The following is a 12,925-nucleotide window of genomic DNA, read 5'->3' on the forward strand; positions in this document are numbered from 1 at the left end:
TTAAAGAGTTTCAGGAAAAGTCAGTAGAATCTGCGAGATAAGTCTATTTTCGCTTTGCTTCGGCGGACCGATCGTTGAGAACTAAAGGCATGCCCTGGTATCTCTACCATGCCCTGAAGCAGCTTTTCCCTTCCGGGCGCTTTTTCTCCTTCTTCTCCCTGGTTTCGATCATGGGGGTGATGCTGGGTGTCTGCGTGCTGATCATCGTGCAGAGCGTGATGAACGGCTTTGGCGAAGGGATTCGAAAACGCCTGGTCGAAACCGAAGGCGATATCCGAATCCGCTCAAGCGAAGTCATCTATGACTGGGAGAAGTATTACGACCTACTGGAGGCCCAGGATGAGGTGGTAACGGTTTCCACTTTCGCGGAGGGTGTCATCATGCTGCAGCATCAGAACCGCCCGCAGTTCCCCGCCATACGCGGGATTGATCCGCTGGAGGAGGAGCAGGTGGTTCCGCTGGAGAAGTTTATTACCATGGGCGATATTGAGGCGTTCGATGACGGCGGGGTCTTTCTCGGGGAGGGGCTGGCCCACACGCTGCGTGCGGGGCCGGGCTCCATCGTGGAGGTCTTTACGCCGCTCATGCTCGAGCGACTTAAAGAGGACGAAGTACTTTTACCGCGCGAATTCAAGGTCGTCGGACTCTTCCGCACCGGCTCACCCGCGGTCGATGGCAACACCATGATCTCAACCATGCGCGTGATGCAGGAACTTTACGGACTCGACGACGGTGTACACGGTATACTGCTCCGACTGCGGCCGGGAGTGGATGCGTTTCAGTACGCGCGCCAACTGGAGAGCGATCTTCTACGCCCGGGACTGGAGGCCGTCAGCTGGCTCGAGTCGAACCGGGACTTCCTCTTCGTGGTGGAGCAGGAGAAGCGGATTATTTCCTTTATCCTGATCTTCATTATTCTCGTGGCCTCATTCTCCATTGCGATTGCCCTGATGATGGCAGTCATCCGCAAAACCCGGGAGATCGGGCTACTGGTTGCCATGGGGGCGAGACCCCGTCAGGTCGCATACAGCTTTTGCTTCCAGGGCTTTGTCATCGGGAGCATCGGCACACTCTGCGGCATCCTCATGGCGCTGGTCTGCCTGCATTATCGCCGTCCCATCCTGACGGCTTATTCGAAACTGACCCAGTCCGAGGTTAATTTCCTCGGCGTTTATGATGTTTACGAAATTCCCGTGCATTATCTGGCGAGTGATTTTATCACGGTGACCTGTTTTGCCATCGGGATTTCCACGCTCGCCGGGCTCTTGCCCGCCTTCCGCGCCGCCCGTCTCAAACCCGCTGATGCCCTCCGAAGTGAATAGCTCCGCTCCATTAATTAAAGCAAAGGGATTGGTAAAAACCTTTCCCGGCGCCGACGCACCGATCTCCGTTCTCGACGGAGTTGACTTCAGCCTGCGTGACGGGGAGAGCGTCAGTATTCGCGGGGAATCCGGTTGCGGCAAATCGACTTTGCTCAATGTTTTGTCGGGCTTGGAAACTGCGGATTCAGGCGATTTACACTGGACGGGGCAGCGAGTGAGTGGCTTGTCGCTGTCGTCGCTGGCGGCAAGACGTGCCTCCCGGATCGGTTTTGTTTTTCAGGCCTACTATCTCGCACCGGAACTGAACGCACTGGAAAATGTGCTTCTGGCGGCTCGCATTGCCGGTCGGCTGAATAATCGCACCAGAGAGCGCGCCACAGAGTTGCTGGAAAAAGTCGGACTGGGGCACCGTATCCGCCAGAGCTCGACCAAGCTATCGGGCGGCGAACGCCAGCGGGTGGCCGTGGCCCGGGCACTGATCAATGACCCGGAAATGATTTTTGCGGACGAGCCGACAGGCAACCTCGACGAAACCACGGCTGAGGCCGTGATGGCGCTGCTTCTGGAAATGACCACCGGTACGGGTAAGAGTCTGGTGCTGGTGACACATAACGCCGAATTTGCCGCGCGTACCGAGAAGCAATATGCACTGCATCTCGGTCAATTGAACTAGGCACCTCACTCTGTTACTGAACCCACTAACCTCAGGAAATTATGAGAAGTCACGAAATTGATTATGAAATCATCGGCGATGACATGCAGATGGTCGAAGTTGAGCTGGATCCGGGTGAAACCTGCATTGCCGAGGCTGGAGCCATGAATTATATGGAGGAAGATATCGAGTTTGAGGCTAAGATGGGGGACGGATCAAACTCTGCCGAAGGCTTTCTCGGTAAGATGATCGGTGCTGGAAAGCGAGCATTGACCGGTGAATCTATTTTTATGACCCACTTCACTAATTTAGGCGTCGGGAAGCGTCGGGTAGCTTTTTCTGCACCTTACCCCGGCTCAATTGTTCCTCTCGAGCTTGGTGATTTCGGAGGCAACCTGCTATGCCAGAAAGACGCCTTTCTGTGTGCAGCCAAGGGTACCGAAGTCAGCATTGCATTCAGTCGTCGTTTCGGAGCGGGCTTGTTTGGTGGCGAGGGCTTCATCTTGCAAAAACTGAACGGAGATGGCCGGGCTTTTTTGCATGCAGGTGGCACGGTGGTGACCAAGAAACTTGAAGGGGAAACGCTTCGTGTGGATACGGGCTGTATTGTCGCTTTTTCGGATGGGCTGGATTACGATATCGCTCGTGCCGGCAACTTAAAATCGATGTTTTTCGGAGGTGAGGGGCTGTTTCTGGCAACATTGCGCGGTACCGGCTATGTGTTATTACAAAGCCTGCCATTCTCACGTCTCGCTGATCGCATTCTCGCCAACGCCCCCTCTAGTGGTGGTGAACAAAAAGGAGAAGGTTCAGCACTTGGTTCCATTTATCGCATGATGGACGGAGATTAAGCGATTTCATGACTGCGCAAAAACTACGGATCGGATTTATCGGAGCGGGTGCCAATACCCGCAAGATGCACATTCCCGGTTTTCAAAAACTGGAGAACGTCGAGCTCAGTGTCGTCGCGAATCGCAGTGTCGAATCAGCCGAGAATGTCGCCAGGCGGGACGGGATCAAACGGGTCGCGGGGAACTGGCAGGAGGTGGTGGCCGATCCACAAGTGGACGCGGTTTGCATCGGCACCTGGCCCTACCTGCATGCCGAGGCCACGATCGCCGCGCTGGAAAAGGGGAAGCACGTCTTGTGCGAGGCTCGCATGGCCTCCGACCTGGACGAGGCCAAGCGCATGCAGGCTGCAGCTGTGGCACACCCGAACCTGGTGGCGCAGTTGGTTCCGGCTCCGTTCTCGCTCGATTTTGATGCGAAAATTCGCGAGCTGATCTGCAAGGGTAAGATCGGTGATCTTTTGGAGGTTCGCGTGGTGCACACCGGTGGTCAGGCCGCCAGCTCAGATGCGCCCATGTCGTGGCGTCAGGATATGGCGTACAGCGGCAAAAACGTCCTCAGCATGGGGATCATGCATGAGATTGTGCAGCGTTGGCTGGAAGACGAGCCGGCCTGGCTTCTGGCGGACGGGGCCACGTATCAGAAAGAACGCTTCTATGCCGGGCAATCTAAGCCCACCGCAGTCGAAATTCCCGATAGCATCAGTATTCTGGGTCGGTTTGCACAGAGTGGGGCCCGCATGGTCTACCACTTCAGTTCACTGGAGTCGGGCAAGCCGCGTATGGAATTTCGTTTGAACGGCTCGAAAGGAGCACTGCGTTTTGATGCGTCTCAGTCCCGGCTTCTGTTTGCCGAGGCCGGCTCGACAGAGGAGCGGAAGATTACACTTTCCCGGGAGGAGTGCCGCGGCTGGCAGGTCGAGGCGGACTTTGTCCGCTCCATCCGTGAAGGGACTCCGGTCAAACGCACCCATTTCGAGCAAGGTGTGCGCTACATGACTTTTACGGAGATGGTGGCGCAGTCTCTGGAGGCCTCTGGTCAGCGAATCAATTGGCCAAAAAATTAGTCCACTGACAAAGCGGGCTTGCATCGGCTTCTGTTTAGTCTCATTTAAGTCTCAATAAGCAAATGACGACCACAGACACACAAACCGGTGATATCCGCGAAACTTTTAAAGACTTTCTCGCCAGTAAGGGGCTGAGGGTAACGAACCAGCGTCTGGCCATTTTCGACGCTGCTTATGGCAACTCGGACCACTTTACCGCAGAGGATCTTCTCGAGCATGCGCGCGAGATCGACGACTCGGTTTCGCGGGCCACGGTGTATCGTGCTTTGCCCATCCTCACGGAGAGCGGCCTGATTCGGGAAGTGGACGTGGGTAAGGACTACAAGTTCTACATGGCGAACAAGAACGCCACCACCTTTCAGGCACAGGTCATCTGCCTCGACTGCGATAAAATCTACGAAATCGATGCCCCTTTTATGGAGTGGTATGGTAAGACCGTTGCGGATAAACTCGGGCTCAACGTGGAAAGCCAGCGCCTGCAGGTTTCCGCACGTTGCGGGGGAGATCCGAACAGTGCCTGTCAGCGCGGAGGAAAAACGAGCTAAGATGTCGCAACGGGAGAACTACGATTTCGAGGTAGGGTTCTTTGAGCAGGTTCGCAAACGCATGCCCTCGGATGTCCGTGTGGTGTCGATTCTCGCTCACCTTTACACGCAAACCGGACGGATCGACGAAGGCCTGAAGATGGACCGCAAGCTGGCCCGCTTGCAACCGGAGGATCCGACCACGCATTACAATCTGGCCTGCAGCCTCGCCCTGAAGGAGCGGAAGGCGGATGCCGTCAAAGCGCTTCGCACGGCCATCACATTGGGCTACAGCGATTTTAAATGGATGCAGCATGACCCGGATCTTGCGGGCCTGCAGGAGTATCCCGCCTACCAGTCCCTGCTTCAGGAAGTCCTGAATTAATCAATCCACACGTGCCGATGAAGACGGACACCAGGATTGTCGAAGTCATTGCGCTGTCAGGTTTTGACACGCCTCTGGCATACGCGGTGCCCCCGACCTGCGCCGGGGAATTGGATGTCGGTTCACTGGTGCGCATCCCCCTGCGTCGCCGCAGTGAGCTCGGGGTGGTGCTGCGCTTCGGCACCGATCAGGTGGTGCCGCCGGGCAAACTCAAGATGCTCTTCGAAGTGGTGCAGCCTTACCCCGTGCTGCCGCCGGATCTGATGAAGCTCTACCACTGGGTGCGAGAGTATTACAGCGCCACACCAGAGGCCGTCCTGGAGACGATGATCCCGGTGGCGATTCGCCGCGGGATGAAAGCGAAGACCCGCCGCTACATCGTGGCGGCAAAAGCACCGACCGCCGGGGAGCTGGAGGCTCTGGAGAAGCGGGCACCCAAGCAGGCCGAGCTCCTGCGCTTCATTCGACAGCAGCTCAAACCTTTGCCGCGTGCCGACATCCTCAAGCGGATGAAAATCAGCGCTTCCGCCTGCGACGGCCTGGTTGCCAAGGGCTTCCTGAGAGAGACCGAGACCGAAGAAGAACGCATCGCCTACGAGGACGAACTCGGGGAGGCCGAGACGGTGGTGCCCGAGGAGCGGCATGATTTAACCGAAGAACAAAACGCCGCGGTCTGTTCCATCAAGGCAGCTATTGATCAGGGCGGTTTTTCCACCCGTCTGCTGCACGGCGTGACCGGTTCTGGAAAAACCGAGGTTTATCTGAATGCCGTCGAACAGGTGGTGGCCGAGGGTGGGGGTGTTATCTTTCTCGTGCCCGAAGTCGCACTGGCACCTCAAACGGTGGGCCGGGTGCGCGCCCGACTGGAGGCGCGCGGCGTGCATACCGTGGTCTGGCACAGCCACCTCTCGGGGGGCGAACGTTACGATGCCTGGAAGGCGCTCGCCAGCGGCGAGGCCCATGTCGTGGTGGGCGCGCGATCCGCCGTCTTTGCCCCGGTGCAAAACCTCAAGCTGTTGATCGTGGATGAAGAACACGAACCTTCCTATAAACAGGAAGACAGCCCCCGCTACCACGGGCGGGATGTCGCGGTCTATCGCGCCCTGATCAATCAGGCGGTCTGCATCCTCGGCTCGGCCACGCCCTCACTGGAATCGCTCTACAACGTGGAACGTAAAAAATATGGCGTCGACCGAATTCTCAACCGCGTGGACGACCGCGAGCTCCCGAGAATACATCTCATCGATATGCGGCGCGAAGATTTGCAGGGGAAGGGCGCTTCGCCGATTTCGCGTACGCTGGCGGATATGCTGATCGACCGTTTCGAAAAGAAGGAGCAGAGTATCCTCTTCCTCAACCGCCGCGGATTTTCCACCAGCCTGCTTTGCCCGGACTGCGGTCATGTCATGAGCTGCGAACATTGCAGCCTCCCCATGACCTTTCACCGCACCGACGGTAAAATCCACTGCCACCTCTGCGGGGAGGAAAGGCCGGCACCCTATAAGTGTCCCGAGTGCCGCTCGGTCAACATCCGCAAGCGGGGACTGGGCACACAAAAGATTGAGGATGTGGTGCAGAAAATTCTACCGCGGGCCCGAATCGTCCGGATGGATGCCGACTCCATGTCGAAAAAGAACCTGTACCGAAAAATTCTCAATGATTTCAGAATTGGTAAGATCGACTTGCTGGTCGGCACGCAGATGATTGCGAAGGGGCTGGACTTCCCCAACGTTACCCTGGTGGGCCTGGTTGACGCCGACCGTTCGCTGCATGTGGAGGACTTCCGCGCCGCCGAGCGCACCTTCCAGCTCATCGTGCAGGTCTCCGGACGTTCCGGACGTGGCGACCGGGCAGGGGAGGTTGTCATTCAAACGCACACGCCCCACGCACCACCGATTCAGTTTGCCCGCCAGTCCGACTTCGAGGGCTTTCTTCTGGAAGAGCTGGAGCAACGCCGGGAATTCAACTACCCACCGTTCCGCCACCTGATCCGCCATCTCTTTCGTGGTCGCAATCCCGACAAGATCACCTTCTTCGTCGAGCAATGGGTTAAACTAGTGCAGGCCGAATTGGGCGAGCAAATTGAAATCCGGGGCCCGGCCCCCGCACCGATCGAAAAAATCCGGGACGAATACCGCTTCCAGCTCTGGTACTTCGCTCCGAGCGCCTCAAAAGTCATCGGCCCGATTCGTCAGCTGCGCCAGGGATTCAAGATGGATAAAGACGTCATCGACCTGATCGACGTCGATCCAATGAATATGAGTTGAGCGCGCCCGTAGCATCCGCTCGTCAGACGGATGATTCGGTGCCGTTAGTGGCAGTCCCGGCCTCGCCAGACGGATGATCGAAGATGAACTTTTTTACACGAATGACGCATTTGCTGTTTTGATATCACGCTGCTCATGTGTACAGAGAGATTCCAAGTTATTGTTTTTCAGTAGCTTGTACACGTCCAGTCCGTCCGGAGCCATCGGGACTTTTCCTGATATTGCGTCATTCGTCCCGAAATCAGCTTCTGAATGACGCATTTTGTGGAAATACCAAGGCTGAGAAATTAGTTTTTCCAGTCTTGGACAACCGGATAAAAATCACCCTGATCCCCATTTTTACTGGCCATACAAGCTATCGCCCGCAAAGTCTTACGGTTCATCGCTTATGAATACCAGAAAACCCCATCCCATGATATGCGTCATTCAATGACGCTGTTAACACTGTTCTGAGAAAGAAATGAAACTCACTCCCGCAGAAGAATTAGCCCTCAGAAAGATTGAGCGACAAGAACTCCAATTTCAAAAATGGAAGAAAATACTAGTAGTTGAATGCGTTGTAATGGTTGCGGTCGGCGTCTGGTTTATGAACCTCCTAGGTGACATCCCAGAGAATTACAAAGAAAGTTTGGAGATGCAGGCTGTAATCTATTCAGCAGCCATTCCCATGCTCTATTTCTTCTGCGGAATGACTGGTTATTTAATCGGCATGACCCTAAAAAACTGGAAAGGTAATCCAGAGAGAGTCCTAATCTTAGGCATTCTAAAAAGATCACAAGCATACGAGTCAGAACCAGCCGATGGTGACAATGTCGGCTAGCGCCGCCATCGTCACATCTCATCGTTGGCTAAAATGAAATGAACAAAATCAAGGAGAACACCAACCTCAGAACGATCATCATCGTCCTTGTCGTATCAGTCCTTGCATTTCTATGCCTAGTTGGCGGCGCAAAAATCCCCGACACCAGTCCGACGTGGAAGTCACTTTTCACCTCAGTTGGATCACTGCTTTTTGCTTCTGTAGCAATCGCGGTGATTTGGGAGCTCTTTCAAAAAAAGAAGTTTCACAAATGAAATTTTAGATTACATCAAGCTCTCCGAAAACATTGAAAGCTCAGGGATAGAAAGTATCCATTTCCGCTTTGACGAGCTCGACTGGAAAGAACTATTCGAGAACTGCACTGAATTCGATTTGTTCATCACCTACGGGAGGTCTTGGAGAGGGTCCAATGAAATACGATTAAGGGAAGTTGCGAAGCGAGCCGGATCGAAAGTAAGAATAGTCCTGCCGGATTATCGTGACGCGGAGCTTTTAAAGCATTTTTCAGTTCGTTATCGAAAAACAGAAGAGGAGGTCGCGAACCTGATCAAGGACGCAGTTAAGGAGTATTCAGATTACTTCGATGAGGAAACGTGTGACTTCAAGTTGAGGCTGACAAAGCATCCACCTACAAATGGATATTACAGATTTGGGAACAGACAGATCATCACCCTCTACAACTATAACGATCAGAAAGGAAATATTCCGGTTTTCGTGAATAAGAAGCCAGGGCGTCTATTCGACTTCTTTGACTTTGAATTTGATTACTTGATTTCTAGTGGGTCTGAACCACCAACCGAGGAGCCAACCAGTCGGTAGTATCAACTCCGTTACGCGCTCCGCGCTCCACTACGCGATACACCTCATCGATAGAAAAAAAATGAAAATCGAACAAATCACACTCTTTGCCGTGCTAAGCCTTTTGGTCGGATGCGCGACAACACCCGAAGTGCAGACCACCGAAACTGAAGAAGTAAACTCAAGCCTACAGCAGGTCGAGCAGGTGGAAACACTTACGATCCGAGCAAGTGGAAGTGTTTACGTGCTGGTGAAAACTAAAAGTAACAACGAGCAGCTTTTTCGGGGCACATTGGGCGATGGAGACAATACGACTTTAGAAGTAGATGAACCGGTGGATGTCCTTTTCACAGCTGGAGAGCATCTTGTCCTCGAATGGAAGGGTGAAGAAATGAAACCCAACACCACTGGAACAGCCAAACTCACGCTTAAATAAACAGGGTTCTATCAAGTCGATGGTCACAATTACGTTACGGCTCCGCCTTCACTTCATGTGACATCTCTACGTTGGATAAAACAAAATGACTAACGATCAACGAAAACGCCTAAAGACGCAACTGGTTGCTGGCCGTGCTTTGATGGAGGCAATGAAACAAAGCGTGATACTCACAGGTATTCAAATAACTGACGTTTGGCGGTTTTCGAGCTACAAGATCTACATGCAAAGATACAACTCTTTGGTAGACCATGTCTTAAGAGATTGCCACATTGATGTGCCTTGCGGCAAGTGGGATTTGGAGAAAGTTCCGGATGGCAACAGCACGATAGCGAACACCCAAAAAAATTACTTTGATTCTGTTTTCGCGAATTTGTCCATGCTGGTAGCTTTTCTTGAGGAGTATCTGGATACGAAACATGACGAACGAACTGCTCTCCGTGATTTTTTCCAAGCCAACCTAAGACGATCTATCTTCTCTATTCCAAGCAAAGAGATGGAAGTCCAAGATGCAGTCGAATCCTTGCTGATTGGAAAAGGCCTCCAAAAACCGACAGATTACGACAGAGAGAAAGGTCGCGTTAAGGTTTCCATAAAGGAAACAATACCCGATTTTATACTACCTAAGCTTAACTTAGCAATCGAAGTAAAGTTATCGAAGACTAAGACCAAGAGTAAAGAGATAGTAGACGAGATCAACGCTGATATTCAAGCATACGGCAAAGCATACGCAACTATCATATTCATCATCTACGACTTAGGCACCATACAGGATGAGGCAGAGTTCAGGTCTGGTCTAGAAACTTCAAATGGAGACATTCAACTAGTAATCGTAAAACAATAATATCCAACAAGTCGGTGGTCACAACTCCGGGGGCTGCGCCCCCTCCGAGTGGCACCTCTACGTTCGCAAATTAAATGAAGAAGGCGTTAAGCTACTTAGCATTATCATTCTTACTTTTGTGCCTTTCTTGCACAGATGAGGAAGTTTTAGAATCTGATAATGTTGAAATAAATGGTTCAGCTACCGGCTTTAATTTCGTTCCAGAGGAAGAGAAAGAGAAGTTTCTCGATATTGTTTCTGAATGGGCATCCTCAAATTCATACACACTAACAGATAATGAGCACTCCTATACTAAAGATTATGGAAAAGCTTCCTACGCACGAATAACTTTAGAGTCCCTGCGAAATTCTAGAATTGAAATGCACCGACGCAGCCACTTTGAAGGCACTTACAGCGTGGCAAGAGAAATGCAGAAAGAATACTTCGAGGATGTCCATGATTTATACGAAGCGATATCTACCTACTACAGGCCTAAACTGAGCGAACCAGTCGACGCAGACAACCCAGCTAGCCCGCCCGAAAACTCTAAAAATCAACTGGACGACTGAGCCCCTAGGCTGGTTGTCTGGTCTCTACGTTCTAAGTAATAATGAAAAAAGAGAAAATACTAGTGACCTCTCTAATCGCGCTCGGGACAGCACTTGTTGTTTTAAGCCTAATTTTAATTAATTTCCAAAGGACAGGATACCTGAGTGAATTTAACTATATGAAGGACTTTAGCACAGGGATCGTGCTAGGGGTCGGAGGTTTCATATTAGCATCTTCCGGCATCAAATGTATAATCGATAAAGAAAACAAGGAATAGGACTGAGCTAGAACTGCGATTGTCGAGGTTCACTCACATTAATTTAGTAGTAAGGCTTACTGAAAATAATAAGTTAGAACAAGTCGGAGTGAGACAACGACATTACGGCTGCGCCTCCATGTCGCGCTCATCCTAGACGTTATGAGAAGTAAAATAATTCGAAGCTTAATTATCGCGTTGGTTATTTTTGGCATCTCAATCGGCCATGCTTCTGAAACAAAAACAAAAGAGAATGTTGCTCGAAATCAGCTTGAGGCCTACATGCTCGCATATGTGATCGATCAACATGTCTTACGATCTGAAGAGAACAAATCAAAGGCGGTCTTAGTAGGACTCGGCGATTATCTCGATGAAAAGCTAAAATCACCGGAAAAAAAAAGTCATTAGGGACCTAAAAGATATGTTCCCAAGCATCGAAATTGAGCCAGTTGGCTACGTTGAAGACTCGGAGATGGAAGTAGAAAGAAAGGCGGATGAAGTCATTGTTACGGTCAACATAATCACTTATTCCCAGCTCGTGGCTGGAAAAGAAAAAACAATATCAGCAGTCGTAGAGGTTCACTGCGCCTTCGGGCCTTTAAATGGATTTGGGCAAGCCTATCAGGTTGCCTATTACGATGGATTCTGGGCCATCAAACGACTGAAGGAATTGTATGTATCCTGAGAATGAAATAATCATAACCAGTCGCTTCTGGACAATCCCATTAGCCCGCCCGAAAATCTGAGAATCACTTAAACGACCAAGCTCTATGGCTGGGTTGCCAGAGCTCTACGTTCGCTGAAAAATGAAAAAGTTAATGGCAGTTGCAGTCCTTACTGCCGCCATCGTTGGCATCGTTGTTATCCTGTTTCCACGCACGGGTCGATTAGTGGATCCTGCTTCCCCGCGAATCCAAGCTGAGACGAAATTGAAAGAGGTGTTTATCTGGTATTCCAGCTACACCACTCACGGCCCTCGTTACAGGATACCGGATGACTTGAGCGAAGTGAGAGAATGGTCATCCAGTCAGAATCGGCAGGCGCCAAGTCTTTCTTTCAAACTCACAGGGACAAAAGAAACGATCAACATCCGATATATTAGACCTCAGAGCCACACAGAAAATGAAATTGTTTTTCTGGTGGATCAGCCGATTCCCGTCACGGTAAGAACGAATAACGGGAGCAGAAAAGAACTAAGATATATTGGCATCTACGAAGATTTCACCATCGCGACCATGGAGAGCGAACCAGTCGACGCAGACAACCCAGTTAACCCGCCCGAAAACTCTAAAAATCAACTGGACGACTGAGCCCTTAGGCTGGTTGTCTGGTCTTACGTTAGGCAAATAACATGAATACAGAAGAACTCCGAAAAATCATCGCATCTGGCGAAAACGAGCAGGTTGAATTCAAAGCTCGAATCCCCAAGCAAGATGTCATTGGCAGGCACTTAGCCTCCTTCGCTAACACCGCTGGTGGCACGATTTTCTTCGGAATTCAAGAGTCGGCACATATTGCAGGAGTTGATCCCATACGAACAAAAGCGATCGTTGAAGCGTCTTTGCGTGCGTTGTCACCACAGATTACGCACCGATTGGAACAGATAGAAATCGATGATAAGATAGTCGTAGCGGTTGTCGTTGATAAGAGCCCGGAACTCGTATCTGCAAACGGCTCTTATTATGCCCGATCTGGAGCTACGACGCGTCCCATGAAATCCGAAGAGATCGAGTTAAGTATGCGATCAGATGCAAGGTCCGTGATGAAACTAGCCGACTCTATCGAGCAACAAACCGAAATAATTGAAATACTAAGAAAAGAACTGAAGTCAGCGAATTCCTTTTGGCCTAAGCTAGGCTGGACCATTGGCGGTGCACTCGCTGGAGGATTGATCAGTTTGATGTTGGGATAATGATAAAGCCGAACCAGTCGTGCCATACCACTCTGGCCAGCGCTCCGCGCTAGCCTCCGCGTATGCACTCATCGTTCTGCGAATAAAATGAAGAAAGTAATATCCTATTCGTTGATGTCCCTAGGCTTTATCTGGATACTCGGCATAGCTTTTAGTTCTTACCACCACACCGCATGGATGTATCATTCGCAGAGTTTAGAATCAAAAGGCGAAATAAAAAGAATCGAAGCAACTAGTGCCATGCGTGACCTTTCTCTGAACATTAA

17 protein-coding genes are annotated in these 12,925 nt (G+C 51.4%); all 17 read left to right on the forward strand.

Translation table 11 applies throughout. The features are described 5' to 3' along the window. The first annotated feature begins 89 nt into the window (after positions 1–89). The 17 genes from DDZ13_RS08830 to DDZ13_RS08915 all read left to right on the forward strand — a co-directional run bounded on the left by DDZ13_RS08830 (position 90) and on the right by DDZ13_RS08915 (position 12,659). Positions 90–1,322: an ABC transporter permease gene (locus DDZ13_RS08830; protein WP_110131081.1), complete on the forward strand. Its 1,233-nt coding sequence runs from the start codon at positions 90–92 to the stop codon at positions 1,320–1,322. 28 nt (positions 1,323–1,350) lie between these two features. Next, complete coding sequence (locus tag DDZ13_RS08835; protein ID WP_233246126.1) at positions 1,351–1,995, forward strand: ABC transporter ATP-binding protein; 645 nt, start codon at positions 1,351–1,353, stop codon at positions 1,993–1,995. A gap of 41 nt (positions 1,996–2,036) precedes the next feature. Then, the gene (locus DDZ13_RS08840; RefSeq protein ID WP_110131083.1) at positions 2,037–2,825 is read left to right on the forward strand and encodes a TIGR00266 family protein; all 789 of its coding nucleotides are present in this window, start codon (positions 2,037–2,039) and stop codon (positions 2,823–2,825) included. A gap of 8 nt (positions 2,826–2,833) precedes the next feature. Beyond that, positions 2,834–3,889, forward strand: a complete 1,056-nt coding sequence (locus DDZ13_RS08845) for a Gfo/Idh/MocA family protein (protein ID WP_110131084.1) — start codon at positions 2,834–2,836, stop codon at positions 3,887–3,889. A 62-nt stretch (positions 3,890–3,951) separates the two neighbouring features. Next, positions 3,952–4,434: a Fur family transcriptional regulator gene (locus DDZ13_RS08850; RefSeq protein WP_110131085.1), complete on the forward strand. Its 483-nt coding sequence runs from the start codon at positions 3,952–3,954 to the stop codon at positions 4,432–4,434. A 1-nt stretch (position 4,435) separates the two neighbouring features. Then, positions 4,436–4,798, forward strand: coding sequence for a TPR end-of-group domain-containing protein (locus DDZ13_RS08855; protein WP_110131086.1), 363 nt, complete (start codon positions 4,436–4,438; stop codon positions 4,796–4,798). 17 nt (positions 4,799–4,815) lie between these two features. Continuing rightward, positions 4,816–7,065: a replication restart helicase PriA gene (gene priA, locus DDZ13_RS08860; protein WP_110131087.1), complete on the forward strand. Its 2,250-nt coding sequence runs from the start codon at positions 4,816–4,818 to the stop codon at positions 7,063–7,065. Between the two features lie 460 nt (positions 7,066–7,525). Continuing rightward, positions 7,526–7,885 (forward strand): hypothetical protein, encoded by a 360-nt coding sequence (locus DDZ13_RS08865; protein ID WP_110131088.1) that lies wholly within the window; start codon positions 7,526–7,528, stop codon positions 7,883–7,885. 38 nt (positions 7,886–7,923) lie between these two features. Continuing rightward, positions 7,924–8,139, forward strand: coding sequence for a hypothetical protein (locus tag DDZ13_RS08870; RefSeq protein ID WP_110131089.1), 216 nt, complete (start codon positions 7,924–7,926; stop codon positions 8,137–8,139). A 118-nt stretch (positions 8,140–8,257) separates the two neighbouring features. Continuing rightward, complete coding sequence (locus tag DDZ13_RS08875) at positions 8,258–8,704, forward strand: hypothetical protein (protein ID WP_110131090.1); 447 nt, start codon at positions 8,258–8,260, stop codon at positions 8,702–8,704. A 61-nt stretch (positions 8,705–8,765) separates the two neighbouring features. Then, positions 8,766–9,119, forward strand: a complete 354-nt coding sequence (locus DDZ13_RS08880; protein ID WP_110131091.1) for a RodZ domain-containing protein — start codon at positions 8,766–8,768, stop codon at positions 9,117–9,119. 85 nt (positions 9,120–9,204) lie between these two features. After that, a complete protein-coding gene (locus DDZ13_RS08885) occupies positions 9,205–9,963 on the forward strand; it encodes a PD-(D/E)XK nuclease domain-containing protein (RefSeq protein WP_110131092.1) in 759 nt (252 codons plus the stop codon). Positions 9,964–10,037: 74 nt separating this feature from the next. Continuing rightward, entirely contained in the window at positions 10,038–10,511 is a 474-nt protein-coding gene (locus DDZ13_RS08890; protein WP_110131093.1) for a hypothetical protein, read from the forward strand. A 398-nt stretch (positions 10,512–10,909) separates the two neighbouring features. Beyond that, on the forward strand, positions 10,910–11,155 hold the full coding sequence (locus DDZ13_RS08900) for a hypothetical protein (protein WP_146209312.1): 246 nt from the start codon (positions 10,910–10,912) through the stop codon (positions 11,153–11,155). 13 nt (positions 11,156–11,168) lie between these two features. Next, the gene (locus tag DDZ13_RS08905; RefSeq protein WP_110131096.1) at positions 11,169–11,432 is read left to right on the forward strand and encodes a hypothetical protein; all 264 of its coding nucleotides are present in this window, start codon (positions 11,169–11,171) and stop codon (positions 11,430–11,432) included. Between the two features lie 121 nt (positions 11,433–11,553). Further along, the gene (locus DDZ13_RS08910) at positions 11,554–12,057 is read left to right on the forward strand and encodes a hypothetical protein (protein WP_110131097.1); all 504 of its coding nucleotides are present in this window, start codon (positions 11,554–11,556) and stop codon (positions 12,055–12,057) included. Positions 12,058–12,098: 41 nt separating this feature from the next. Continuing rightward, positions 12,099–12,659: an AlbA family DNA-binding domain-containing protein gene (locus tag DDZ13_RS08915; RefSeq protein WP_110131098.1), complete on the forward strand. Its 561-nt coding sequence runs from the start codon at positions 12,099–12,101 to the stop codon at positions 12,657–12,659. The last annotated feature ends 266 nt before the right edge of the window (positions 12,660–12,925 follow it).

This window comes from Coraliomargarita sinensis (genome assembly GCF_003185655.1).
Lineage (GTDB): Bacteria > Verrucomicrobiota > Verrucomicrobiia > Opitutales > Coraliomargaritaceae > Coraliomargarita_B > Coraliomargarita_B sinensis.

Bases quoted from the DNA above. Each gene is read 5' to 3' on its own strand.
- DDZ13_RS08830 (WP_110131081.1), top strand. From the start codon at position 90: ATGCCCTGGTATCTCTACCATGCCCTGAAGCAGCTTTTCCCTTCCGGG.
- DDZ13_RS08840 (WP_110131083.1), top strand. From the start codon at position 2,037: ATGAGAAGTCACGAAATTGATTATGAAATCATCGGCGATGACATGCAG.
- DDZ13_RS08845 (WP_110131084.1), top strand. From the start codon at position 2,834: ATGACTGCGCAAAAACTACGGATCGGATTTATCGGAGCGGGTGCCAAT.
- DDZ13_RS08850 (WP_110131085.1), top strand. From the start codon at position 3,952: ATGACGACCACAGACACACAAACCGGTGATATCCGCGAAACTTTTAAA.
- DDZ13_RS08855 (WP_110131086.1), top strand. From the start codon at position 4,436: ATGTCGCAACGGGAGAACTACGATTTCGAGGTAGGGTTCTTTGAGCAG.
- priA (WP_110131087.1), top strand. From the start codon at position 4,816: ATGAAGACGGACACCAGGATTGTCGAAGTCATTGCGCTGTCAGGTTTT.
- DDZ13_RS08865 (WP_110131088.1), top strand. From the start codon at position 7,526: ATGAAACTCACTCCCGCAGAAGAATTAGCCCTCAGAAAGATTGAGCGA.
- DDZ13_RS08870 (WP_110131089.1), top strand. From the start codon at position 7,924: ATGAACAAAATCAAGGAGAACACCAACCTCAGAACGATCATCATCGTC.
- DDZ13_RS08880 (WP_110131091.1), top strand. From the start codon at position 8,766: ATGAAAATCGAACAAATCACACTCTTTGCCGTGCTAAGCCTTTTGGTC.
- DDZ13_RS08885 (WP_110131092.1), top strand. From the start codon at position 9,205: ATGACTAACGATCAACGAAAACGCCTAAAGACGCAACTGGTTGCTGGC.
- DDZ13_RS08890 (WP_110131093.1), top strand. From the start codon at position 10,038: ATGAAGAAGGCGTTAAGCTACTTAGCATTATCATTCTTACTTTTGTGC.
- DDZ13_RS08900 (WP_146209312.1), top strand. From the start codon at position 10,910: ATGAGAAGTAAAATAATTCGAAGCTTAATTATCGCGTTGGTTATTTTT.
- DDZ13_RS08905 (WP_110131096.1), top strand. From the start codon at position 11,169: ATGTTCCCAAGCATCGAAATTGAGCCAGTTGGCTACGTTGAAGACTCG.
- DDZ13_RS08910 (WP_110131097.1), top strand. From the start codon at position 11,554: ATGAAAAAGTTAATGGCAGTTGCAGTCCTTACTGCCGCCATCGTTGGC.
- DDZ13_RS08915 (WP_110131098.1), top strand. From the start codon at position 12,099: ATGAATACAGAAGAACTCCGAAAAATCATCGCATCTGGCGAAAACGAG.